Below are 23,238 nucleotides of genomic sequence, written 5' to 3' on the forward strand. Positions count from 1 at the left end.
CAGGACCACCCGCGCTCTGCACGCGAAGGCCAGCAGCAATGAGAAACTCGACCTTCTGGGTCATGGCCGGGCTGGCCGGTGCCATTCTCGGGCCGGCCGGGGCCGCGATCCTCTACTTCGTACCTGATCCCCTTGGGCTCGCGATCGTCAGCGGCCTGATCTGCTTCTTCTGCTTCCTCGCCCTGCCGTGGCTGGTGCTGCCGGCGGCGATGGTCGGCGGTGCGCTCGCCGCCGTCATCACCGGTACGCAGGTCGCGGCGGGGGAGACCTGGATGGTGGCGGCCACCCACATCGGCGCCATCGCCGCGGGCACGGCCGCTCTCACCGCCCGGCGCATCCTCGGAGCGCCGCGCCGCGGTCGGCCGGTACGGACACCGGCCGACAAGCCGATGCTGCTGCTCGTCATCGTCGTCCTGATCGGTGCGCTCCACGGCCTTGCACAGGACTACCGGCCGGCCGACGTGCTGGTCGCGGCCTATCAGGTCGGCATCATCCCGGCGTACTTCTTCCTCGCCACCCACACGCTCACCACCCCGAGGAGGCGCGCGGCCGCGGCCATCACCACGGTCGCCGGTGCCCTCGCGCTCGCGGCGATCTCGCTGGCCGGAGCCAGCACCGGAGCCGACGCTGAAGCCGGTGCTGGCATCGGCACAGCCCGCGCCGGCGGGACGCTCTCCGCCCTCGCGCTCGTCGTGCTCGCCGTGGTCGCGGCGCGCACGTCCGGATGGCGCCGCATCGGTGCGGCCGCTGGGCTGGTCGCGTTCGCGGCGGACGTCGTTCTCTCAGGTACGCAGGCGGTGTGGGTGTCGACCGTGGTCGCGCTGGCGGTCCTGCTGCTGTGGGGGTCCGCACGACTCCGCGTCCGGCTGGCGGTCTGCGCGCTCGCCACCGTCCTGCTCGCCGCCGGCGCCGCGGTCGTCAGCCCGGAGCTCTCCGGCCGGATGTCGACGATGACGGGCGAGCTCACTCAGTCGGCCGGCGCAATCGGTCCCGGGTCCGCCGTGGGCCTGCGCGCCTTCAGAGAAAGTCCGATCATCGGCACGGGGTTCGGGCACAGTACGACCGACAACGCGACTCCCACGTTCACGCCGTCCTCGTCCGGCCCGGTCTACTCCTCCTTCTGGACCACGCTGCTCGCCAACCTCGGCCTGCTCGGGCTGGTCGCGTTGCTGTGGCCGCTGGCGCTCGCCGGCCGTGCCGGGTTCAGGGACCGCAACGGTCTTCCGCTCGCGTTCGCCGCCCTCGCGTGTGGCTTCGCCATCGGCGGCGGTCTCGCGACACCGGCCGGCGGGCACTGGGAGCTCGGCCTGCTGCCGGCCCTCACCTTCCTCGCGGTCGCCGCCGCACCGGCCCAGTACCTGCCCCGGCCGCGACCCGAAGCGTCCCCCGCTCTGCAGGCGACGACCGGCCGGATCTGAACCCCCCGAGAAAAGCGAGACGACATGCATGTGGTGATGGCCATCGTCGGTGGGCGGACCGAACCCTGGGTCGACCTCATCGCCACGCTCGTCACGCGGCCCGACATCGAACTCACCGTCTTCGCCTCCAGGTCGTCTCCGCGAGCGCGGCGTGACCTGAACCTCCTCGCCCGAAAACACCCGCATCTGGCCTTCCACCACGCCCCCACGCTCCTCGGAGGTGCCGCGGGCGACCAACCGGGCGCGGTGGTGCTCCGCCCCGGCGCCGGGCGAGTCCTCAGAACCCTCCGGCCGGACGTCCTTCACATCATCGGCGAAGCCGGCTATCCGGCGACGTTCCAGATCCTCAGGATGCGCAGGAGGTACTGGCCGCACGTGCCGGCCACGTTGTACGCCACGCAGAACGTCCCGCACACCCTGCCCTTCCCGTTCGCGCAGATCGAGCGCCGGACGTACGCCTCGGTGCACTGCGCGTTCCCCATCACCCCGGCGGCCGAGAAGGTTCTTCGCACGCGGGGATACCGGGGCGAGAGCCAGGTCGTGCCCCAGGGCGTCGACACAGAGTTGTTCCGCCCCTATCCGCAGGCGCGGGCAGCCCGCGCGTCGGGACATCCGTTCACCGTCGGGTACGTGGGTTGGCTCGAACGCCACAAGGGAATCCCGGCTCTCATCGAGGCCGCGGAGAAGCTCGACTGCGACCTGGTGGTCGTCGGCCGGGGCAGCCTGACCCCAGCTGTCGAAGCGGCCGCGGCACGCCGCCCCGGCCGGGTCACGTTCCGGCCCAGGATGAACCGTTTCGAGCTGCCACGCCTGATGGCCGACATGGATGTCCTCGCCATGCCGTCGACGGAGACCGTCCGCCGCACCCTCGTGCCGTGGACCGAGGTGCCGGTCAGGGAGCCGTTCGGGCGCGTGCTGGTCGAGGCGATGTCCTGCGGTGTGCCGGTGGTCGGCAGCAACCTCGGCGAGATACCCCACGTGATCGGCCCTGCCGGGCTGACCTTCCGCGCCGGGGACACCGACGCACTGATCGCTCGCCTGGCCGAGATCCGCGACGACGACGCTCTCGCCCGCCGACTCGGTGCGGCCGGGCAGACCCGATCCCAACTCTTCAGCTGGAGCACGGTTTCCGACTCCATGTGCCGCACGTGGCAAGCGCTGGTTGACACCCATGTCGTCCCAGCCCGTACGTACGGCGTCCATCGTTCCAGCGCGGCGACCGCGCAATCACCGACCGCGCAGTCGCCGACCGCGCAGGCGCCGGCAGCTCGCCGAACCCGAGAAAAGGAAGGGCAAAGATAGTGAGTGCACCTCTCAGCCTGGGCGCCGCACTGCGGGCCGTCCGGTGGCCCGTCAGCATCCTGGCGCTGTCCATCGGCGGCGGGATCGCCGGCGCGCAGGCCATCACCACCCAGCTCCCACCGACCTTCGAAGCGAAGGCCTCCTCGGTGGTCGCAGGGTACGACGCCGAAGGCATCCCGACGATGGGCGAGACCGGGTCGGTCTCGCCGAGCTCCGCGGCGTCGAACCAACCCGGCGGGACGACGGAAGGTGGCGCCGACGGGGACGCTACGAGACGGGTCGGGTCCCACTACGACCCCGCCCTCGCGCAGGCCATGGTCGCGTCTGTCGCCCGGCTCGCCGAGTCGAGCGAGATCGCGCTGACGACAGCACAGGAGACTCGGCTCCCCCCTGACCTGGTGCTGGGTCACATCAAGGCGAGCTTCGAGCCTGGACTCGCGATCATCACCCTGACCACTGAGGCGACGACCCCGCGCGACGCCGCGACGATGGCGAATGTCGCCGCCGACGCACTGCGCCGAAAGGTCGCGGGCGGCGCTCTGTCCGGCCGGAAGGGCACGCTGTACGCCCAGCCACTCGACCAGGCGACCGTGCCGACCAGTCCCGCGTCACCCAACCAGCTGCTCAACTGGGCCATCGGCGGTCTGCTCGGACTGCTCGCCGGCATCGGCCTGATCTCCCTGCGCCGACGCTTCGACAACCGGCTCCGCAGCTGCGAGCAGATCGAGAACGAACTCGGGCTGCCGATCCTCGCGACGCTGCCACGGGTGGGGCGGAGCGGATTCCGGCACGGTGCCCGCAAGGCGTACAAGCGGCGGGCCATCTCGCGGCCGATCCGTACCGCCATCGCCGCGCTGACCCCGCTCACCGACCCGGCCGGCCGCCGGCTCCTGGTGACGAGCGCGTTCCAGGACGACGGGAAGACGTTCGTGTCGGCACTGCTGTCACTCGGGCTCGCCCAGCAGCACTACCACGTCACCCTGCTCGAGGGTCAGCTCCGGCATCCGCCCCTGGCCCGGCACTTCCCGGGCAGCTCGGCGCACACGGTCCAGCGGCTGCTCGGCGTCGACGACGCGGAGCTCGTGTCGTCCAGCCAGGTCGGGCTCCGGGTCGTGACGTCGGAGCCGACCGAACCCGAGATCAGCCGCGCCCTCCTGCGCAGCCGGCCGTTCGCCCGCCTGATGCACCTGGCCGCCGGGGTGAGCGACGCCGTCGTGATCAACGGTCCTGGCGTTCTCGCGAGCGGTGACATCTCACCACTGTCGACGCACGCCGACGCCGCGATCCTGGTCGTACGGGCCGGCGCCACACACATCTCCGACGCCCGCCGGGCGGTGCAGGTCCTGCGTCGGCTGAACGTCCCGGTCGCCGGTGTCATCGTCACCGACGCCGTCGACACCAGCACGGGGCGGCCGCAGCGGCCCGCGACACCGGAACACGTGGACGTCTCGCTGGCGAACGGACAATCGGCGCCGTTGGCGCTGATGGGTCGCGAGCAGGCGGACGAGGCGTCGAAGGGGTTCGGTGACCGGACCGAGGTCCACGTCCCGCGGAGCCTCCCACCTGGCAGGAGCACCGTGACCACTCCTGAGCCGCCGTACGCCGGCGACTCGACCTACGCAGGAGGGTCGTCGTACGCAGGAGGGTCGTCGTACGCAGGAGGGTCGTCGTACGCAGGAGGGTCGTCGTACGCAGGAGGGTCGTCGTACGCAGGAGGATCGAGCTACGAGGGCGGATCGTCGTACGCAGGGGGCCCGACCTACGGCAGCGCGTCGTACACCGTCAAGCCGCCCTCGGCGATGACCGGCTCGACCACCGCGACCGCACCTGGGCCGTCAGCCGTGGCCTCGACCATGCCCACCCGAGCGCCGAGTCCGGGCGAGCCACAAGACGACGCGGATCCGGACGACTCGATCGACCCGATGGACACGGCGGACGCTCCGGAGGCGGGCACGCCGGCCCGGCAGGCCGAACCAGCGGCACCGGCCAGTCGCCGCTGACGGTCCGTTCGATCGCGGCAGCCACGTCCAGGAATTTCAACCACAGCGTCCAGGAAACGCCACCACAGAAGGAGGAACGAACACAGAACAGCTATCCGAGGCGCGCTGCGAGCGCGTTGAAGTAGCTCACCACGCCGGGCGGGCCGTCGACCACCACGTCGGCCCGCCCGGCGAGTGCTGTCACCTCGGTGGATCCGGAGCACACCAACAGCCCGGCGATTCCCTCGCCCCGCAACTCCTCCACGGCGTCGTATGCCGGAAGGTCACCCAGGTCGTCGCCGGAGTACACCACGCAGGACGCGCCGACCTCCGCCACGAGGGCGCGCAGCGCGACGCCCTTGTCCATGCCCGGCGGTTTCAGCTCCAGCACCATCCGTCCCGGTTGCACGGTGAGTCCGTGTGCCTGGGCGAGTTCGGTGAGGCGGCCGGTGAGCAGGTCGGTGGCCGCCGCCGGATCGGACGTACGCCGGACATGGACGGCGACGGCCCGGCCCTTGTCCTCGATCGCCGTACCCTCCGGCGCACCCCACTCGCGAAGCAGGCCCGGTAGCGCGTCGCGGACCTCGGCGACGCCCGCCGGCACCGGCGGTGCGGTGATCTCGCCGGTCGTCGCGTCCCACCGCTCCGCGCCGTAGTGGCCGACGACGAGCAGACCGCCCAGGTCGGGCGCGTCCGCGAACCCGCCGAGACGTACGACGACCTCCGCCGGCCGGCCGGTCACGATGGCGACCGCGCGGAAGCGGGCGGCGAGGCGGGACAGCAGCGGCACTACCGCGGGATGTGCGTGGGCGGCGTCTGGATCGTCGACGATCGGGGAGAGTACGCCGTCGAAGTCGAACGCCAGCAGCGCCTCACCCGGTCGCTCGAGCAGGCAGTGGAGGCCGGCCTCACCCGCAGGCGTACGCGGGACGAGACGGTCTCCCGGAGATGTCACGGCTTCGCTCTGCGCGCCTGGATCAGACCTCGACGCCGAGCCGGCGCGCCGCCCTGGCGCGCTGTCGGCTGGAACGCAGCCGGCGCAGGCGCTTGACGAGGAGCGGGTCGAACTCGAGTGCGTCGGCACGGTCGATGAGGGCGTTGAGCACCTGGTAGTAGCGGGTCGCCGACATGCCGAACTGGTCGCGGATCGCCTGTTCCTTTGCACCTGCGTACTTCCACCACTGCCGCTCGAAGGTCAGGATCTGCTGGTCGCGGTCGGAGAGGTCATCGCCGGAGGTACGGGACGGGTTGGTGGCAGAAGCCCCGGGACCGAGCATCGGATCCATCGCAGCGTCCATCCCAGGCATCCCTCCTCGTCGAGCAACGGTTCGCCGCCATGGTACGCACGAACCACACGGGTGTCATTCATCGGGCCGGCCAGGCGGGGGCTGTCTCGGACACCGGCGGCACTCGCAATGGCCCACCGTACGCGGCACCATGGGCCGATGTCGCCCGAGCCGCCGTTCTCAGCCGCCTCGTCCGGGTCCACGCCCGAATCCGGGTCCGGGTCCAGGCCCTCTCCTGGATCCACTCGTGGCGAGACCGCGACGGCGGCCGTTGGTGTGGCGGCACTCCTGCGCCGGATCGAGGAGGTCGACCGGTCGGGGCCTACCCTGCGTTCGGTCATCCGTACCAACAACGACGCGGTCACCGAGGCGGCAGTGCTCGACACCGAGGCCGCGGCCGGGCGGCGGCGTGGTCCCCTGCACGGCGTATCCGTCCTGGTCAAGGACAACATCGACACGGCGGGCGCGATGGGTACGACTGCCGGGTCGCTCGCACTCGCCGGTGCCGGCCCGGCCGCTGACGCGCCCCTGGTACGCCGGCTGCGGGACGCCGGGATGGTCGTCCTCGGCAAGACGAACCTCTCGGAATGGGCCAACTTCCGCTCGAGCGGGTCGTCGTCGGGTTGGAGCGCGGTCGGCGGGCTCTGCGTCAACCCGCACGCGCTCGACCGGTCGGCGGGAGGTTCGTCGTCCGGATCCGGTGCGGCCGTGGCGGCGGGCCTTGCACCGATGGCGGTGGGTACGGAGACCGACGGCTCGATCCTCTGCCCCGCGGCCCTGTGTGGCGTCGTCGGCATCAAGCCGACGGCCGGGCTGGTCGACGGCACCGGCATCGTCCCGATCTCGCACAGCCAGGACACGGCCGGCCCGATCGCGCGGACGGTCCGCGACGCCGCTTTGCTGCTCAGCGTCCTCGCATCGGCCGGGAGAACGGGCGGCAGGGGCGACGGCCGCGGTCCTGGCAACGGTGGTCCCGCAGGCGATCCTCCGGTGCCGGGACGGCGGGCGTACGACGACTATCAGGCGTACTGCCGGTCCGACGGACTGCGCGGCGCCCGGATCGGCCTGCCGCGACACGGACTGTGGGGCTACAGCGCACGCGCCGACGCGCTCGCCGAGGAGGCCGTCCGGGTACTCGCCGCGCAGGGCGCCACCATCGTCGACCCGGCGAATCTGCCGAGCTTGGACGAACTCGCCATGAGTGAGGCGGAGATGACCGTTCTCGCCACCGAGTTCAAGGTGGGCGTCGAGGCCTATCTCGCCACCCGCGGTGTCCACGCTCCCGACGGACGAGGCCCGGCTGATGGGGCCAGCGGGGTTGCGGAGGCCAGCGGGGTTGCCGAGGCCAGCGGGGTTGCCGGCTCGGACGGTCTACGTGTGCCGAGGACGCTGGCCGACCTGATGGCGTTCAACGACGCGCACGCCGACGTCGAGCTCGCGCACTTCGGCCAGGACCGCTTCGAGGACGCCTTGCGTACCGGCGGCCTCGACGATCCCGCCTACCGCGAGGCGCTGGAGACCTGCCGCAGGCTCGGGCGTACCGAAGGAATCGACGCCGCACTTCGCACCCACGATCTCGACGCCCTTGTGGCGCCGACCTACCCACCGGCGTGGAAGATCGACCTGGTTAACGGCGACCACGTGTCGGGCAGCTGCACGCAGGTAGCTGCCGTCGCCGGCTACCCGGTGATCACCGTGCCCTCCGGCGCGGCGGACGGCCTGCCGGTCGGGCTCGCATTCATCGGAACGGCGTGGAGCGAGCCGACGCTCATCCGCCTGGCGTACGCATTCGAGCAGGCACTCGACTTCTCCCTGACGCCAGCATTCCGCCCACCCCAGACCGGGTGATCCAGCGCCGTGGCTCAGTCCGCGATGTAGGTGCCTCGTCGAGGCTCGACCTCGACAATCCCCTCCTGCACCAGGAGAGCCACGCTCTTGCGGACTGTCGACCGTGCAAGACCGTACTGCTGCATCAGCTGGCTTTCTGACGCCATCGGCCGGCCTGGCTGCCAGTCACCCCGCGCGATCCTCGCCTTGAGGATCTCCGCCAACTGCCGGTATGGGGCTAGCCGTCCTTCGTGATCGATCTCGTTATCGGGCCCCAGCATGTCGCCCGACGCTACGTGTCTGTGCACGTCGGACCGCTTCCCCACACGTATGCGCTGGTATGCGCTCGAGTGCGCTATAGTGCGCTGCGAGCGGCCCGATCCTGGCGATGGTCGCCCCGCCGGAGGCGAGGATCGGGCCCTCCACACCACCGGCATCCCCCGACCCGCCGCCTCCCCACGCCATCGACCCGGCCTTTCGCGGCACCGACCCGGCCCTTCGCGGCCACTCCGGCAGCAGGCAGACGCCCCACCACCGGCAGCGGACAAGAGACGCCTCACCAGAGGAGGACCCGCGTGAGCGAGCGTGACCCCATCGACTCGGGCATCGTGGACTGGATCTTCGACGACCTGGTCCGCGCGAGATTCCCCCGACTGACGGATCAGGACCTCGGCATCCTGGCGAGGATCCTCGCGCGACCGTGCCCGTCCTGCCAGGCCACTGCCGGCAGATGGTGCCGTACGCCGTCCGGCCACGAGATCCAGGACATGGACCGCCAACATCTCAGCCGACGGGACCTGCGTTCCGGCACGTCGTAGGCCTCTCGTCGCTCATGACCGTGCACACTCTGCGGCCCTGGCATGCCGAATCGGCGCCTACGCATGCGACTGCCTCGTGGGAACCGAACACGGCGGCCGGCTACGCGTGAGTAGGTTATGCACAGGTCGGGCATCGGAGGCAGCCCAGGTGTTGGGTGTGCCTGGACCAAGCACACCCAACACCCGGGCGCCCGACCCCCCAGGGCGGCCCCTGCCGAAAGCGCCCCTCCACGTCCAGGTGGTTCGCTCAGGCGGGGGCCGTTCTCATTGGTCCGGGACGGCCGAATCTCCAGCGTGTCCGGACCTGATTGCGTTCAGTCCGGACGGCACCGGAAGAGCAAGGAGACGCCTGGTATCTGACCGCTGGCCGCCCCTGCCGTTCCCGTTGGCGCTTCCGTTCCCGGTGCGACGCCCGTTGGCGCCTCCGTTCACAGCGGCGCTCCCGTTCCCGGTGGCGCTCCCGCTTCCGTTCACGGCGCCGTTCAGTGTCACGTTCACGTCGGGATTCCCCTTGCCCGCAACAGGATCCGCTGCACGTCGGGAAGGCGGGGAGGGCGCGGACATCGCGGCGAGTGCGGCGACATCGCCGCCTCCCCGGACGATGCCCGAGGCGACGGCGGACAGCTTGAGGCGGCGCGGGCGGGCGAACGCCCGCATCTGTTCGAACGCCTTGTCGACATCCACGCCACACCGTTCGGCCAGTATCCCCTTCGCCTGCTCGATGATCACGCGGCTGTCCAGCGCGCCCTGCAGCTGAGCGACGAGCACGTCCTGTTGCTGGCGCACGCGGTGCTGGACCAGCCCGATCGTCGCGGCGTCGGCGAGTGCCTGCGCGATCGCCACCTGGTCCGAAGGAAGGGCACCCGGTCGCACGCGGTAAACGCAGACCGCGCCGACGACCTGCGTGCGCAGCCGCATCGGGAAGGCGTGGACGGCCGCGTACCCGAGCCGGATCGCGGCCGGAACGAACCGCGGCCAGAGCCGTCCCGCCGTCCTCAGGTCGCTGACGTACGCCTGTTCGCCGGTCCTGACAGCCTGCCGGGCGGGACCTTCGTACCGGTGGGAGGCGGGTAGCTCGCCGCGGGCGCCGAACGCACCGGCCATAGCCGGTGCCAGGAGGCTGTCAGCGTCGTCGCCGAGGAGGACCTCCGCGGCATCGATGTCGAGAAGGTCGACATGGTGGCGGCAGAACTCTTGCAGGTAGGTGGTTTCGTCGAAGTCGGCGGTGAGAGTGTCCGCGAGCTGGATGAACGCACGCGCCAGTCCCTGTCCTCGGTGATCCATGGCGGTTGTTCCTAGCGTCGTCGGAGCCAGTCAGTAGAAGCTAGGAGACAACGGCTCGGCGCACGAGCCTCAGATGGTCCGATGGACCCCCCCCCAAATGGGTCGGATCCGGCAGAATAGTGGGTCAGGTCCGGCTCGAGTCGAGGATCTGATCAGCGGTGGGGCGGCCGGTCACGACGGACGCCGCGCGGCCAACAGCCCGGTCCTGGTGGCCACGACGACGGTCTCCAGCTGGCTGTGTGCCCCGACCTTGGTCATGACGTTCTTGACATGCCCACGTACCGTGTGGACGCTCAGGACGAGTCGCCCGGCGATCGCCCGCGGATCGAGACCTTCCGCCATCAGCGCCAGGACTTCCTGCTCGCGCGCCGTGAGTCCCGCCCAGTTGTCCACCGGCTGGCCGGACCGCCTCCCGCCGGAGGACTCCGCCTCCACGAGCGCCGCCAGCGTGCTGGCCTCGACCAGGATCTTCTCGCCGACGGGTGTACGAATCGCCGCCAGGATGTCAGCGAACGAACTGTCCTTCGCCAGGAATCCGGCCGCCCCCGCCGCCGCGGCGGCCGTCAGGAGGTCGACGGTGGCGTCCGCGGTGAGGATGAGCACCCGTGTCGTTGGGTGGATGGCCTTGATCTTCCAGGTGCCCTCGATGCCGTCGGCGCCGGGCAGATGGATGTCCATGAGAACAACGTCCGGCACCTTCTTGGTCGCAAGCTGGATGGCCTGCTCCACCGTCCCGACGGCGCCGACGCACTCCAGGTCGGGCTGGACGTCGATCGCGACCTCCAGCGCACCGGCCAGGGCGCGTTCGTCCTCGACCACGAGTACGTGGATCATCGCGGGACCCCCCTTGTCCTCGTCCTGACGTCATCCGCTGAGCAGCACATGGAAGCTGGCACCACCGCCCGGCCGTTCCTCGACCCGCGCGTAGCCACCATGCAGCTGGGCGAAGCGCCGGACGAGTGCGAGACCCACACCGAGACCGCTCGTATGGTTGCGTGGCTGGCCGCGCTGGAACAGATCGAACACGCTCGACCGGCGATCGACCGGAACCCCCGGTCCGTCGTCCTCGACCACCAGCAGCACTCCGTCGGGTTCCCGCCGGCAGCGTACCCAGATCGTCGTTCCGGACGGCGTGTGCTGGACGGCGTTACGGACCAGGTTGGTGATGATGCGTTCGATGATGGCGGCATCGACGTTGGCGACGGCCGCGGAGAGGTCGAGTTGGACGGGATGATCCTTCGCGTCCACCGTGCTCGCCGCTCGCTTCACGATCACGCCCACGTCGACTCCGCCGCGTTGGGCGGGCGTTGCCGCATCCTCGATGCGTTGGTAGTCGAGCAGGTCCCGCAGCATCGCCCCGGTGTCGCGGGCTGACGTCTCGAGCTGCGCGACCACCCGGTCGCGTTCCTGGGTGTCGAGTTCCTGGGTACGCAGGAGTTCCGCCAGGCCGACGATCGCCGCGATGGGCGCCTGCAGGTCGTGCGACACGTCGAGCAGGAACGCACGACGCATCGCGTCGACCCTCCGCAGCTGCTCCGCTGCCGCCTTCTCCTTCGCGTTGGCGGACACGAGCAGCTCCCGGGCGTGCTCTGCGGCAGACACGTCGTGCAGGAGCCACAGCAGCCAGTTGGTGGCGACGACGGCACACCGCAACTCGCCGCGGAACGCCGCGGCCGGATCTCCCACGAGAGTGACGGTGAGCGGTTCGGCGCGCTGAGCGGTGGGGTCCCGGAGCATCCGCTGGAACGCGTGCCGCACGGGCGGGGCCAGCCGCAGCGCCAGCGTCATGGAACGTGCGCCGGCCAGGTCGAGCTGGAAGAGCTGCTTCGCCCGGCGGTTGAGCTCGAGGATCATTCCTGCCCTGTCCGTCACCACCATGGCGTCGGGTGCGACGTCGAACAGATGCTGCCAGCGCTCCCGTTCCTCGGCGAGCTCCGTCTGCTGCGCGGCGAGTTCGTTGGCCTGCTGGGCAAGCTGTTCCGTGGCCGCGCTGAGCTCCTCCAGCGCGGTCTCCAGATCCGCCGACGCCTCCTGGACAACCACGTCATCCGGCAACCGCCGACGAATCTCCCACATCCGTTGGGAGAGCCGCGAACGCCAGGCATGCGCATCCGTGTCGCTCACTGCGACCTCGCCGCCAGGAGGAGGATCACCCCGCTGGTCCGGTCGCTGAGTGGGCTGCAGGTCACCTCACAAGTGATCGGCTGGCCACGGCGGTTGACGGCCTCCAGCTCGATGCGCTCGCGAGCGGAGCCGTCGAGGCAGGCGCGAACCGGATGGCGGAGCGCGCCCGTCGGCAGACCGAGATCGAGGCTGAAGAACGACTCGCCGAGTACCTCGTCGCTGCGGACGCCCCAAAGCTCCTCGCAGACCAGGTTCCAGGTGCGCACGCGCAGGTCGCCATCGAGCACGACCACACCGACCGGGACATTGGAGAGCACACCGCCGAGGTAGCTGTTGACCTCGTCCAACTCCGTCGAACGGATCCGCAGCTCCTCGTTCATCGTCTCGAGTTCTTCGTTGGTGGACTGCAGCTCTTCGTTCGTGGTCTCGAGTTCCTCGTTGGTGGACTGCAGCTCCTCGTTGGTCGTCTCGAGTTCTTCGTTGGTGGACTGGAGTTCCTCGTTGGTCGTCTCGAGTTCTTCGTTGGTGGACTGCAGCTCCTCGTAGGCGGTTTCAAGCTCCTCGCGCGAGGTCTTGACCTCCTGCTGGAGCCGCACGAAGGCCGTCGCGTCCACGAACGTCACCGCGCTACCGATGACCTGTCCGTCGGGAGCCACGATCGGGTTGACGCGCACGTCGAGGTACTGCAGCTCGTGAGGGCCGAGCGAGCGTTCGACGGCGTTCTTGCGGACGACGCGCCGCTCGGACTGGGCCTGCTCGATGAGCGACCGCAACTCCGCGGGCCGGTAGGACACCTCCAGGTCGCGCAACGGCCGACCCTCGTCCCGCTCGGTCAGACCGAACATCACCCGCGCCTGGGAGTTGATCAGCACAGTGGAGCCGGAGACGTCGACGACCAGCCGTGCCGTCGGGTCGGTCTCGAGGGTCAGATCACGGAGCTGACGGCTGCGGAGAGCCTCGCTGGAAAGGCCCCGCGTCACCTCGAGTGGCGTGAGGGGTCCGGTCATGACATGACTTCCAGGACGGCACCGGAAGATCCGGTATGGCATGTTCATCGGGACGAAACGGGAGCCGTTGGTCATCAGCATCTCGGCCTTGCCGAGGAACAGCACGCCGCTGTCGCGGAGGGCGAAGTGCAGGCGCCTCATCAGCTGGTTCTGCGCCTCGGCGTTGAAGTACATCAACGTGTTGCGGCACGCCAGCAGGTGCAGGCGGGAGATCGGGGCGTCGCTGATCAGGTCGAGTCGGCCGAAGATCACCCGGCGTCGAAGGTCAGGACGGAACGCCATGCCGTGACCGTTGGGCTCGAAGTACTTCTGCTGCAGCGGTTCGGGCACCGCCTCCATCGACCTGGCCGAGAACACTCCCCGGCGAGCAGTGGCCAGGGCGTTGTCGTCGATGTCCGTGGCATAGATCTTGACCCGTTCGCTGAACGCCTCGACCCCCATCGCCTCGGCGAAGGTCATGGCGAGGGAGTACGCCTCCTCGCCGGACGAACAGCCCGCGCTCCAGACCCGCACCTCGTCGGGTCCGGCCGCCTCCAGGACCGACGGAACGACGTCGGCACGGAGGTAGTCCCACGCGTCGAGGTCGCGGAAGAACGACGTCACATTGATGAGCACCGTGTTGAACAGCTGGGTGAACTCGTCGGCGTCGGCCTCGAGGAGGTCGCGGTAGTCCGCGAAGGACGTCTTGTCGACGTCCTGCATCCGCTTGCGGATGCGCCGGCCCAGCGTCGACGGTTTGTACGTACTGAAGTCGAATCCGCGCAGGTCCCGGATGAACTCGAGCAGCTCCGTGAGTTCCTTGTCGGTCTCCGTCATCGGTGGTCCTCAGTCTCGAACAGGCGCTGGATGACGGGCCCGATCTCGGCCAACGTGAGGACGAAGTCGGCTGCGTTGGTCTCCATGGCCGCACGCGGCATTCCGGTGAACTCCGCGTCGTCGGGATCTTGCACGATAACGGTACCGTTGCGGTCCTTCACCGCCCGGACGCCCATGGCACCGTCGGTGCCGCTCCCGGTGAGGACCACGGCGACGGCACGGTCGGCAAAGCTGGCGGCCACCGACTCGAACAGCAGATCTGCGGACGGGCGGACGAAGTGGACCAGCTCGGTCTCGGTCAACGACAACACCCCGCCGCGCCCTACCAGCAGATGGCGGTTGGGCGGTGCGACGTAGGCGACGCCGGGGAGGATCTGCTCGCGATCCTCGGCCAGCTTCACCTTGAGCGAAGTCTTGCGGGACAGAACGCTCGGGAGAATGGTCTCGTGGCGCGGATCCAGGTGCTGGACCAGCAGCACCGGCGCGGGAAAGCCCCCGGTGAACGAGCTGAGAACCGCCCGCAGGGCGCTGATGCCACCAGCCGAGGACGCGATCGCCAGGATGGCGTACGCGGGGGCGCCAAGCTGGTCTCCCTGACCCGGGGACGACATCTGCTCATCCCGGCGAACAGGGAGTGAACCGGGACATACCCCATGGCGTACACACGTGAACCGTCGCCGCCGCGTCGACGGGTGAGACGAAACGGGCGCACGTCACACCATTCACATGCTCATGGTACGCCGTGTCCCCGCGGCGGCATGGCGGTTGCCACCGCGGTCGGGCACTACTCCGCGCAGAGGCAGAACGGATGGCCTACCGGGTCGAGGTACACCCGGAACGTCGTGCCTGGCTGGACCTCCGCCTTGCGTGCGCCCAACGCCAGAACCCGCCGCTCCCCCTCGTCGAGGTCGGGAACGTAGACGTCGAGATGCGCCTGCTGGGGACGTTCGGCACCGGGCCACACCGGAGGCGTCCACTCCTCCGCTCGCTGGAACGCCACGGAAACGTTCCCTCCGTTGTGGAGTGTCACCCAGTCGTCGTCCCCCTTGGGTTCACCGCCCACAACACCTCGGTAGAACTCGGCCAGGACCCGCGGCTCGGGGCAGTCGATGGCGACCACTCCGAGCCTGCCGACAGCTGTCGTGCTCATCTGAGAAGCACCTCCGGTGAGTGTGCGGGAGAGTCCCGCGCGAAACCTGCGTACTGATTATGGCGGTTACGCATGGCCCACGCAAACCGGTATCGGGCGTTTGCCGGTGTCACGCCGGACCGGTACCGGACGCTTGGTACCAAGTCTTGAAGGCTCCCCCCGGGCCGCACTCCCCCGGCAAGTAGCGTCGTACGTCAGTTGACCCCGGGCCTCACACCTGGCCTGGCACCAGCCGCGACGACGGGAGGGACACCGCATGCACCCGCGGATCCGCTGGGGCATCATCGCGACGGGCAACATCGCCGGGCAGTTCGCCAGAGACCTCGCACTCCTGCCCGACCACGAGGTCGTCGCGGTCGGCTCCCGGAGCCTCGCCCGCGCCCAGGCCTACGCCGAGGAGTTCGGTGTCCGCCGGGCCTACGGGTCCTACACCGATCTCGTGTCCGACCTCGACGTCGACGTCGTCTACGTCGCGACCCCGCACTCGGACCACCTGGCCACCGCCCGCCTCGCGCTGGAGGCCGGCAAGGCCGTGCTCTGCGAGAAGGCGCTCACCGCCAACGCGCGTGAGGCCCGCGAACTCGTCTCCCTCGCGCAGGAGAAGCGGCTGTTCTTCATGGAAGCGATGTGGATGCGCTGCAACCCACTCCACCTCCAGCTGCGCGACCTCATCGCCGGCGGCGCCATCGGCCAACCGCAGACACTCCACGCCAGCATGGGATTCCTCGCCGAGTACGACCCCGAGGGCCGGCTCTTCGCCCCCGAACTCGCGGGCGGGGCCCTCCTCGACATCGGCGTCTACCCCGTCAGCCTCGCCCACCACCTGCTCGGGCCGCCCGCGACCGTCCGGGCCACCGCCACCCTCGCGCCCACCGGCGTCGACGCCAGCGTCGGCATGGTGTTCGGCTACGCCAGCGGCGTGGTCGCCACCCTCACCGGCTCCATTGCCGGCATCCTGCCCAACGACGCTGCGATCGGCGGGACCGAGGGGTGGATCGACATCCCCCGCAACTTCCACGACACCACGTCCCTGACCGTGCACCGGGAAGGAAAGGACCCTGAGACCTACGCGGTGGAGAAGCACGGCATCGGCTACACCTACGAAGCCATCGAGGTCGCCCGCTGCCTGCGGGAGGGCCTGGTCGAGAGTCCACTCGTCTCGTGGGCGGACAGCCTGGCCGTCATGGACGTCCTCGACGGAGTGCGGGAGCAGATCGGTGTCCAGTACCCGAACGACGTCCATTCCGACGACGAGACACCACCCTGAGGCGGACCCCACGCCTCACCCGGCCCGCGGATGCGATTTTCGCCGAAGGCGCGTCTGACGTGCGACGTTGCCGCAACGAAACTCCGCACACGTAGGGTCAAGTAGGAGTTCTGGCACCGACCGAGGGGGTTGAGTCCCTGTGCCCGCCACCGTGAGCACCAACGGCCCGGCCATGCCGTCCACACCCGCTTCACGCCCGATCGACCCAGGTCCGTCCTCGATGTCACACTCACCACGTACGCCGGAAAACTCCGAAGGACCCGGGTCCGCCGCTCCCGCCGACGCCACCGGGTCGACCACACCGGTCGCGCAGTCCCCCACGGCACCGGCACAGCGCAGCAATCCGGCGGCGCCCCCCGCGCCGGCCGGTGCGGACACGGCGGCCAGCTCCCAGCCGCACCCGCAGGCCGCGAAGTCCTCGGCACGGGCCGCGTTCGTCGTCGTCGCCAACCGGCTCCCGGTCGACCGGGTGGAGGAACCGGACGGCAGTGCCTCGTGGCGCCGCAGCCCCGGCGGACTTGTCACCGCGCTCGACCCGGTGATGCGGGCCAACAAGGGAGCCTGGATCGGCTGGGCCGGCGCGACCGGCGAGGCGCCGGAACCCTTCGACGAGGCCGGCATGCACCTCGTTTCCGTGCCGCTGTCGGCGAAGGAGGTCGAGGAGTACTACGAAGGCTTCTCCAACGCCACTCTCTGGCCGCTCTACCACGACGTCATCGCACCGCCTGCCTACCGGCGGGAGTGGTGGGAGGCCTACGTCAAGGTCAACCAGCGGTTCGCCGAGGCGGCCGCCCGCGTCGCCGGTCAGGGCGCGCTGGTGTGGATCCACGACTACCAACTGCAGCTGGTGCCCGAGATGCTGCGGGAGCTGCGGCCCGACCTGCGGATCGGCTACTTCCTGCACATCCCGTTCCCCCCGGTCGAGCTGTACGCGCGGCTGCCCTGGCGCCAGCAGATCCTGCGCGGCCTGCTGGGCGCGGACCTGATCGGCTTCCAGCGTCCCGGTGCGGCGTCGAACTTCCTGCGCCTCACCCGCCGCCTGCTCGGCTACCAGACCCAACGCGACCGGGCGTTCCTCCCCGACGGCCGGGTCGTACGGGCCCGTTCGTTCCCGATCTCGATCGACGTCGGTGAGCTGGAGGAGATCGCCCGGCGTCCCGAGACCGAGCGGCGGGCGTGGGAGATCCGCGAGGAGATCGGCGCCCCGAACAAGATCCTGCTCGGCATCGACCGGCTCGACTACACCAAGGGCATCGGCGAACGCATCCATGCGTTCACCGAACTGCTGGCCGACGGAACGCTGACGCCGGACGAGGCGACGTTCATCCAGGTGGCCACGCCGAGCCGGGAACGGGTGGAGCAGTACCAGCTGCTGCGCGACGACGTCGAGCTCATGGTCGGCCGGGTCAACGGCGTGCACGGCCGGATCGGTCGGCCCGCGGTCACCTACCTGCACTCGTCGCACGAACGAGCCGAGCTGGTCGCGCTTTTCCGCGCCGCCGACGTCATGGTGGTGACGCCGTTGCGGGACGGCATGAACCTCGTCGCCAAGGAGTACGTCGCCTGCCGCTACGACCACACCGGGGTCATGGTGCTGAGCGAGTTCGCGGGCGCCGCGGACGAGTTCCGCCAGGCCCTCCTGGTCAATCCGTACGACGTCGACGGGCTCAAACGCCGGCTGCTCGAGGCGATCCGGCTCGAGCCTCGGGAGGCGACCCGCAAGATGCGGTCGATGCGCCGCCACCTGGCCGAGCACGACGTCGACCGGTGGGCCAGCTCCTTCCTCAACGAGCTGGGTGGAACCCAGCGCACATGAGCGACTCGGTCGGGACATCGCGGATGGTGCCTCCTTCAGGTTTCACGGCGAAGCGGGGGCCCCGGATGAGTGCAGCGGGAAGGATCCTCGCCCTCGACCTCGGCTCGTCCGGAGTGCGTGCGGTCGTCTATGACGAGCGCGCCGAACCGGTGCCGGACGCGCGGGCGCGGCGACCCCTCGAGCCGGAACAGGACGACGACGGCCGCGCCGAACTCGATCCCAAGGCCTACCTCGACGGACTCGTCGCCTGCGTCGACGAGCTGTCCGACGCGGGCGCACTGGACGGCGTGAGCCGGGTCGCCGGTGCGTCGCAGTGGCACTCGGTGCTCGCCCTCGGCCCCGACCGGGAGCCGCGCTCGGCCGTCCTGACCTGGCTCGACACCCGCGCGCACGCCGTGGAACCGCGGCTACCGGCCGACGTTGACGCGTTCCACGAGCGCACCGGCACCTGGGTCCATCCGCTGTACTGGACGACCAAGGTGCCGTTCCTGCGTACCCTCGACGACCTGACGGGCGCCCGGTTCGTCGGCCTGCCTGACTACGTGCTCGGCGTACTCCTCGGCGACGTCACCACCTCCGTCTCCGTGGCGTCGGGCACCGGCCTGCTCGACCTCGCCAAGATGCGTTGGGACGACGAGGCCCTCGCGCTCGCGGGGCTCTCGGCCGCCGAGGTTCCCGAGATCGACGACACCCCTCGTCAGCTCGCGGAGCCGTGGCGGTCGCGTTGGCCCGCACTCGCCGACGCGGAATGGCACGCCGTGCTCGGCGACGGTGCGGCGTCCAACCTGGGCAGCGGGTGCGCCACCGACGACGCCGTCGCCGTCACGGTCGGCACGTCGGCTGCCCTCCGGGTCGTGCACGGCCCCGACGCCCCGCCACCGCCGCCGACGGTCTGGCGTTACCGCGTCGACGCGTCCCGGCTGGTCAGCGGCATCGCGTTCTCCGGAGGCGGAGTCCTGCGCGCCTGGGCGGTCCGCATGCTCGGGCTCGAATCCGACGCCGAGCCGAGCCGGCCACCCGGAACGTCCGGCCTGGTGTCGGTTCCGCTGCACGCGGGAAGCCGGCCGCCGGGCACGGCGCCACCCGGCTCGGGCCTGGTCGCGGGGCTATCGCTCGACACCTCCGCCGACGAGTTCCTCGCCGCGACGCTGGAAGGCGTGGCCCTGGAGGCCGCCCGAGCGTTGGAGGTGTTGGAGCTGGATCTTTTCGAGCTGGCGTCCGGGGCGCGCCTCGACGTCGTCCTCGGTGGTGGCGCGGTGCACGCCTCGGCGTGGTTCCGGCGCGCGCTCGCCGCGACCTTCGACCGGCCCGTACGGCTCGCCGGCGATCCGGAGGTGGGTGCCCGTGGTGCGGCAGCGTGGGCGGGCGGATTCGATCTCGACCGACCGACCGAGACGGTCGAGCCGACGCCTGAGGACGTCGTACGGATGGCCGCGCTCCGCACGCGGTACTCGAAGTGGCGTGAGGTCGTGCATGAGCGAGCTCTTTGACGCTGTGACCCGTTCGTAGTTCAGGGTCCGTTCCCGCGCCACCGTCCGAGCAGGCAAGATGATGCTCCGAAGCGGAAGGAGCACCAAGAGTGACACGACCAGTCGAGCGGAAGCCCGACGCGGGCGTCGGCAACGGGCAGAGCGGTCTGCACACCCGTTCCGACGCACGCTTCGATGCTCTGCGCGATCTGGTCGCCAGTGGCGTGGTGCTGGTGGACTTCTGCGGCACCATCACCGCTGTCAACGCGGCGGCCGAAGCCATCCTGCACTGGAAGTCCGACGATCTGGTCGGACACGATGCCATCGACATCGCCGTGATGCCGCGCTACCACCTGTCCGCACGCGAACGGCTAGCGCTCATTCGTACGGACGGCTCCTGGGAAGGCAGCGTGCCGCTGCGCCGGAGCAACGGCGACACCCTCCGGTGCGCGGTCCGCGCGCGGGTGGTGAACCAGCCCACGGTCCACGCGACCGGCCGGGCCACCGAGGAAGCGGCCGCGGTCGGCGGCGTGGTGCTCGTCGTCTTCGCGCCGCTCGCCAGCCAACCCGCCGGAGAGGCCGAGCGCGCCGCGCTGCTGAGGGCGGAGCGGGCCGCCCGGTCAGAACTCGAGCACGTCCGTGACCGACTCGCGTTCGTCGCCAGCGCCGGCAGCCGGCTCGCCTCGTCGCTCGACGTGGGGATGACCTACGAAACGGTCGGCGCGCTCGCCGTACCCCGCTTCGGCCAGCTCTGCGTCATCGACCTCTGGGACGGGCGCCGGCTCGACCGGGCGTTCGTCCACGACGCCGACGCCGACGCCGACCCGTCCCGCCAGTCGCTGGTCGAGGAGGTCCGCAAGCTGGGTGGGTCCCAGCTGGAGGACCATCCCGGGATCCGGGCCGCGCTCACCGCGCGACCGGTCGTCGTCCAGGCCACCACGCCCGACGTGGTCGCCTCGATGTACGACGACCCCCACGCGCAGGACGTCATCGTGCGTACCACGAAGGGGCAGGGACTCGTGACGGTGCCGCTGATCACCCGCGGCCGAGTGATCGGCGTGCTGACCCTCTTCGGCCCTGGGCGTGCCTACGGACGCAAGCTCGGAGCGGGCGAGGACCTCCCGCTCATCGAACAGGTGGCGACGCGGGCGGCGCAGAGCATCGAGAACGCACGGCTCTTCAACGCCGAACGACGCCTCGCCCGCAACCTGCAGGAGAGCGAACGCCGGCAGCGCCGGGCCGCCCTGACCCTGCAGCGGAGCCTGCTCCCGGCGTGGCCGCACCATCCGGGAGAGGTCGACGTCGCGACGCGGTACTTTCCGGGTACGGAGGAGACCGAGGTCGGCGGCGACTGGTACGACGTGATCCCACTGTCCGCCGGGCGCACCGCGCTGGTGATCGGCGACGTCATGGGACGCGGGCTCCGGGCCGCCACGTTGATGGGGCAGGTACGCACCGCCGTCCGCGCCTACGGCCGGCTGGACCTTCCGCCGAAGGAGATCCTCGACCTGCTCGACGGCATCGTGGCCGACCTCGGCGAGGCGGAGATCGTCACCTGCATCTACGCCGTCTTCGACCGGGCACAGAGCAACCTGACGTACGCGTCCGCCGGGCATCTGCCCCTGCTGGTCGTCGACGAACGTGGCCGGGCACGGCGGCTCGACCACGAGTCCGGGATCCCGCTGGGGGTCGGCGTGTGCGCCGCGCCCGAACATGCGATCGCCGTACCGGACGACACCGTGGTCGCGTTCTACACCGACGGGCTCGTCGAACACCGCCAGCGTGACGTCGACGCCGGCATCGACCAGCTCGTCGACGCTCTCGCGCTGGCGACAGGCACGCTGGAAGGCATGTGCGACCAGGTGATCGACGCGCTCCGCCCGCCTGCGGGCTACGACGACGACGTGGCTCTCCTCCTCGCCCGTGCAGCCCACTCCGACTTCGCGTGATCACGCCGCCGTCCTGGGGATCAGGATCCGTTCAGCGGGCGACGTTCTCGCGCCCGTCGAGCATCGCGAGCTCGTGCCGGCGGGGCAGCCCTTCCCAGTCGCCGGCGACCGAGACCGAGAAGGCGCCACAGACGTTGCCGCGCCGCAGCCGGTCGGCCGGAGCGACACCGTCGAGCAGCCCGGACAGGTAGCCGGCGACGAACGCGTCCCCCGCGCCCACCGGATCGACCGCGCTCACGTCGAGAGCGCGCGAGGTCACCGGCTCCGCGCCGATCAGGGCGTACGCACCGGCCGATCCCAGCTTGAGGATCACCTCGCCCGGGCCGAGCGCGGCGAGCTGCTTGGCGAGGTTCTCGGTCGTCCCCTCCCCGACCACCAGCGCCGCCTCGTCCTCGCCCGCGAAGACGACGTCGGCCCGCTCCACGAGCTGCCGGAGCACGGCACCGGCCTCGGCCGGTGACCACAGAGCCGCACGGTAGTTGAAGTCGAACGATACGAGGACGCCGGCCTCGCGGGCCAGCTCCACCGCCCGAAACACAGCGGCGCGGGCCGAGTCGGACAGCGCGGGTGTGATGCCGGACAGGTGCAGAACCCGCGCCGACCGGACCAACCCCGCGTCCACATCGTCGGGCCCGACCCGCGATCCGGCGAGGTCGCGCCGGTAGTAGCTCACGCGTACCCGGTCGGCGGTTCGGTGCTCGCGCAGCATCAGACCGGTGGCGACAGCATCCTCCCGGCGTACGCGTGAGACGTCGATCCCCTCGGCGCGCAAGGCGTCGTTGACAAGCGTGCCCACCGGGTCCGCACCGAGTCGCCCGATCCACGCGGTGGAGTGGCCGAGCCGGCTGAGCCCGATCGCGACATTGGTCTCCGCGCCGCCGAAGGAGATCGTGGCAGGCGCTCCGACGCTGAAGGAGCCGGTACGGGTGGCGGCGACCAGCCCCATCGTCTCGCCAAGCGTGACGACATCCACCGCAGCCACGTCGGCCCCGCCGTCCGGAGCGCCAGCGCCGTCCGTGCCGTCCGAGCCGAGGGGATCCGTCAGCGCCGCCGCCACGGCGCGGTCCAGCGGCTCGGTCACGGCGTACCTCCCGCCGTGTTCACCGCGGCCACCAGCGCACGCGCTCGCTCTGCCAGCGCGTCGAGGTCACCACCCGGCTCGCACGCGTCCGCCACCAGCGGACTACCCACCCCGACACCGACCGCCCCGGCCGCGAGGTAGGCGCCGGCGTTGTCGGCGTCGATTCCGCCGGTCGGCACCAGGGGGATCTCCGGCAGCGGGCCGCGGACCGCCTTGAGGTACGCCGGCCCGCCCATCGCCGACGCCGGAAAAACCTTGACCATCGTGGCGCCGGCCCGCCACGCCTGGAGGATCTCGGTCGGGGTCAGCGCTCCAGGCAACACCGGGACGCCGAGTCGGGCGCCTTCCTCGATCACCTCGACGCAGACGGCCGGTGAGATGAGGTACGTCGCCCCGGCGTCGACCGCGCGGCGCGCCTGCTCGACCGTCGTCACGGTGCCGGCACCGAGCGCGACGTCGTCCTGCTTCCGCGCGGCGTAGGCGCGGAGCTCGTCGGTGACATCGGGAGCGCTGAACGTGAACTCCACCGCGCGGAACCCCGCCGCCACGACGACGTCGCTGACCTCGCCATACCGCGCGGCGGACGACGACCGCAGAATCGCGATCGCCGGGCACGCCTTCATCGCTTCCGCCAGGCTCACCCGT

General features: G+C 70.5%; 20 protein-coding genes. 9 read left to right on the forward strand and 11 right to left on the reverse strand.

Annotated features, from left to right (window positions below):
* The first annotated feature begins 38 nt into the window (after window positions 1-38).
* Genes ABNF93_RS20400 through ABNF93_RS20410 form a run of 3 tightly spaced genes read left to right on the forward strand, consistent with a single transcriptional unit; the run spans window position 39 to window position 4,720 of the window.
* On the forward strand, window positions 39-1,418 hold the full coding sequence (locus ABNF93_RS20400) for an O-antigen ligase family protein (RefSeq protein WP_349329702.1): 1,380 nt from the start codon (window positions 39-41) through the stop codon (window positions 1,416-1,418).
* 24 nt (window positions 1,419-1,442) lie between these two features.
* A complete protein-coding gene (locus ABNF93_RS20405; protein WP_349329703.1) occupies window positions 1,443-2,720 on the forward strand; it encodes a glycosyltransferase family 4 protein in 1,278 nt (425 codons plus the stop codon).
* Entirely contained in the window at window positions 2,720-4,720 is a 2,001-nt protein-coding gene (locus tag ABNF93_RS20410; protein ID WP_349329704.1) for a hypothetical protein, read from the forward strand. Before ABNF93_RS20405 ends, ABNF93_RS20410 begins: the two co-directional genes overlap by 1 nt.
* 91 nt (window positions 4,721-4,811) lie before the next feature.
* Here the strand turns inward: ABNF93_RS20410 and otsB are convergent, their stop codons facing one another.
* Both otsB and ABNF93_RS20420 read right to left on the reverse strand, forming a co-directional pair.
* Window positions 4,812-5,654 (reverse strand): trehalose-phosphatase, encoded by an 843-nt coding sequence (otsB, locus tag ABNF93_RS20415; RefSeq protein ID WP_349329705.1) that lies wholly within the window; start codon window positions 5,652-5,654, stop codon window positions 4,812-4,814.
* Window positions 5,655-5,676: 22 nt separating this feature from the next.
* Window positions 5,677-5,976: a DUF3263 domain-containing protein gene (locus tag ABNF93_RS20420; RefSeq protein WP_349329742.1), complete on the reverse strand. Its 300-nt coding sequence runs from the start codon at window positions 5,974-5,976 to the stop codon at window positions 5,677-5,679.
* A gap of 168 nt (window positions 5,977-6,144) precedes the next feature.
* On the opposite strand from ABNF93_RS20420, the gene ABNF93_RS20425 reads away from it, so the two are divergent.
* The gene (locus tag ABNF93_RS20425) at window positions 6,145-7,833 is read left to right on the forward strand and encodes an amidase family protein (protein ID WP_349329706.1); all 1,689 of its coding nucleotides are present in this window, start codon (window positions 6,145-6,147) and stop codon (window positions 7,831-7,833) included.
* Between the two features lie 14 nt (window positions 7,834-7,847).
* On the opposite strand, the gene ABNF93_RS20430 is transcribed toward ABNF93_RS20425, so the two are convergent.
* Window positions 7,848-8,093, reverse strand: coding sequence for a GntR family transcriptional regulator (locus ABNF93_RS20430; RefSeq protein ID WP_349329707.1), 246 nt, complete (start codon window positions 8,091-8,093; stop codon window positions 7,848-7,850).
* Window positions 8,094-8,387: 294 nt separating this feature from the next.
* Between ABNF93_RS20430 and ABNF93_RS20435 the strand changes: the two genes are divergently transcribed.
* Window positions 8,388-8,630, forward strand: a complete 243-nt coding sequence (locus ABNF93_RS20435; RefSeq protein ID WP_349329708.1) for a zinc finger domain-containing protein — start codon at window positions 8,388-8,390, stop codon at window positions 8,628-8,630.
* 264 nt (window positions 8,631-8,894) lie between these two features.
* On the opposite strand, the gene ABNF93_RS20440 is transcribed toward ABNF93_RS20435, so the two are convergent.
* From ABNF93_RS20440 to ABNF93_RS20465, 6 genes are all read right to left on the reverse strand, one after another.
* Window positions 8,895-9,914, reverse strand: coding sequence for a GAF and ANTAR domain-containing protein (locus ABNF93_RS20440; RefSeq protein WP_349329709.1), 1,020 nt, complete (start codon window positions 9,912-9,914; stop codon window positions 8,895-8,897).
* Window positions 9,915-10,085: 171 nt separating this feature from the next.
* Window positions 10,086-10,748, reverse strand: a complete 663-nt coding sequence (locus ABNF93_RS20445; protein WP_349329710.1) for a response regulator — start codon at window positions 10,746-10,748, stop codon at window positions 10,086-10,088.
* A 30-nt stretch (window positions 10,749-10,778) separates the two neighbouring features.
* Complete coding sequence (locus ABNF93_RS20450) at window positions 10,779-12,038, reverse strand: sensor histidine kinase (RefSeq protein WP_349329711.1); 1,260 nt, start codon at window positions 12,036-12,038, stop codon at window positions 10,779-10,781.
* A complete protein-coding gene (locus tag ABNF93_RS20455) occupies window positions 12,035-13,861 on the reverse strand; it encodes a CheR family methyltransferase (RefSeq protein WP_349329712.1) in 1,827 nt (608 codons plus the stop codon). The genes ABNF93_RS20450 and ABNF93_RS20455 overlap by 4 nt, the downstream gene beginning before the upstream one ends.
* Entirely contained in the window at window positions 13,858-14,472 is a 615-nt protein-coding gene (locus ABNF93_RS20460; RefSeq protein ID WP_349329713.1) for a chemotaxis protein CheB, read from the reverse strand. The genes ABNF93_RS20455 and ABNF93_RS20460 overlap by 4 nt, the downstream gene beginning before the upstream one ends.
* Window positions 14,473-14,645: 173 nt before the next feature.
* Window positions 14,646-15,011: a VOC family protein gene (locus tag ABNF93_RS20465; protein ID WP_349329714.1), complete on the reverse strand. Its 366-nt coding sequence runs from the start codon at window positions 15,009-15,011 to the stop codon at window positions 14,646-14,648.
* Between the two features lie 256 nt (window positions 15,012-15,267).
* Here ABNF93_RS20465 and ABNF93_RS20470 point away from each other — a divergent pair, with 256 nt between their 5' ends.
* From ABNF93_RS20470 to ABNF93_RS20485, 4 genes are all read left to right on the forward strand, one after another.
* The gene (locus tag ABNF93_RS20470) at window positions 15,268-16,278 is read left to right on the forward strand and encodes a Gfo/Idh/MocA family protein (protein ID WP_349329715.1); all 1,011 of its coding nucleotides are present in this window, start codon (window positions 15,268-15,270) and stop codon (window positions 16,276-16,278) included.
* Window positions 16,279-16,498: 220 nt separating this feature from the next.
* The gene (locus ABNF93_RS20475; protein ID WP_349329716.1) at window positions 16,499-18,094 is read left to right on the forward strand and encodes an alpha,alpha-trehalose-phosphate synthase (UDP-forming); all 1,596 of its coding nucleotides are present in this window, start codon (window positions 16,499-16,501) and stop codon (window positions 18,092-18,094) included.
* Between the two features lie 65 nt (window positions 18,095-18,159).
* Window positions 18,160-19,584 carry an FGGY family carbohydrate kinase gene (locus ABNF93_RS20480; RefSeq protein ID WP_349329717.1) on the forward strand — a complete coding sequence of 475 codons (1,425 nt, stop codon included), beginning with the start codon at window positions 18,160-18,162 and terminating at the stop codon, window positions 19,582-19,584.
* A gap of 89 nt (window positions 19,585-19,673) precedes the next feature.
* Window positions 19,674-21,512 (forward strand): SpoIIE family protein phosphatase, encoded by a 1,839-nt coding sequence (locus tag ABNF93_RS20485; protein ID WP_349329718.1) that lies wholly within the window; start codon window positions 19,674-19,676, stop codon window positions 21,510-21,512.
* Window positions 21,513-21,543: 31 nt separating this feature from the next.
* On the opposite strand, the gene ABNF93_RS20490 is transcribed toward ABNF93_RS20485, so the two are convergent.
* Both ABNF93_RS20490 and ABNF93_RS20495 read right to left on the reverse strand, forming a co-directional pair.
* Window positions 21,544-22,593 carry a sugar kinase gene (locus tag ABNF93_RS20490; protein ID WP_349329719.1) on the reverse strand — a complete coding sequence of 350 codons (1,050 nt, stop codon included), beginning with the start codon at window positions 22,591-22,593 and terminating at the stop codon, window positions 21,544-21,546.
* A complete protein-coding gene (locus ABNF93_RS20495; protein WP_349329720.1) occupies window positions 22,590-23,234 on the reverse strand; it encodes a bifunctional 4-hydroxy-2-oxoglutarate aldolase/2-dehydro-3-deoxy-phosphogluconate aldolase in 645 nt (214 codons plus the stop codon). The genes ABNF93_RS20490 and ABNF93_RS20495 overlap by 4 nt, the downstream gene beginning before the upstream one ends.
* Window positions 23,235-23,238 lie beyond the last annotated feature (4 nt).

The organism is Actinopolymorpha sp. B9G3 (assembly GCF_040120725.1).
Lineage (GTDB): Bacteria > Actinomycetota > Actinomycetes > Propionibacteriales > Actinopolymorphaceae > Thermasporomyces.

Excerpts from the sequence above, each read along its gene's own strand:
- ABNF93_RS20400 (WP_349329702.1), top strand. The coding sequence starts at position 39 with ATGAGAAACTCGACCTTCTGGGTCATGGCCGGGCTGGCCGGTGCCATT.
- ABNF93_RS20405 (WP_349329703.1), top strand. The coding sequence starts at position 1,443 with ATGCATGTGGTGATGGCCATCGTCGGTGGGCGGACCGAACCCTGGGTC.
- ABNF93_RS20420 (WP_349329742.1), bottom strand. The coding sequence starts at position 5,976 with ATGCTCGGTCCCGGGGCTTCTGCCACCAACCCGTCCCGTACCTCCGGC.
- ABNF93_RS20425 (WP_349329706.1), top strand. The coding sequence starts at position 6,145 with ATGTCGCCCGAGCCGCCGTTCTCAGCCGCCTCGTCCGGGTCCACGCCC.
- ABNF93_RS20430 (WP_349329707.1), bottom strand. The coding sequence starts at position 8,093 with ATGCTGGGGCCCGATAACGAGATCGATCACGAAGGACGGCTAGCCCCA.
- ABNF93_RS20440 (WP_349329709.1), bottom strand. The coding sequence starts at position 9,914 with ATGGATCACCGAGGACAGGGACTGGCGCGTGCGTTCATCCAGCTCGCG.
- ABNF93_RS20445 (WP_349329710.1), bottom strand. The coding sequence starts at position 10,748 with ATGATCCACGTACTCGTGGTCGAGGACGAACGCGCCCTGGCCGGTGCG.
- ABNF93_RS20455 (WP_349329712.1), bottom strand. The coding sequence starts at position 13,861 with ATGACGGAGACCGACAAGGAACTCACGGAGCTGCTCGAGTTCATCCGG.
- ABNF93_RS20460 (WP_349329713.1), bottom strand. The coding sequence starts at position 14,472 with ATGTCGTCCCCGGGTCAGGGAGACCAGCTTGGCGCCCCCGCGTACGCC.
- ABNF93_RS20465 (WP_349329714.1), bottom strand. The coding sequence starts at position 15,011 with ATGAGCACGACAGCTGTCGGCAGGCTCGGAGTGGTCGCCATCGACTGC.
- ABNF93_RS20470 (WP_349329715.1), top strand. The coding sequence starts at position 15,268 with ATGCACCCGCGGATCCGCTGGGGCATCATCGCGACGGGCAACATCGCC.
- ABNF93_RS20475 (WP_349329716.1), top strand. The coding sequence starts at position 16,499 with ATGTCACACTCACCACGTACGCCGGAAAACTCCGAAGGACCCGGGTCC.
- ABNF93_RS20480 (WP_349329717.1), top strand. The coding sequence starts at position 18,160 with ATGAGTGCAGCGGGAAGGATCCTCGCCCTCGACCTCGGCTCGTCCGGA.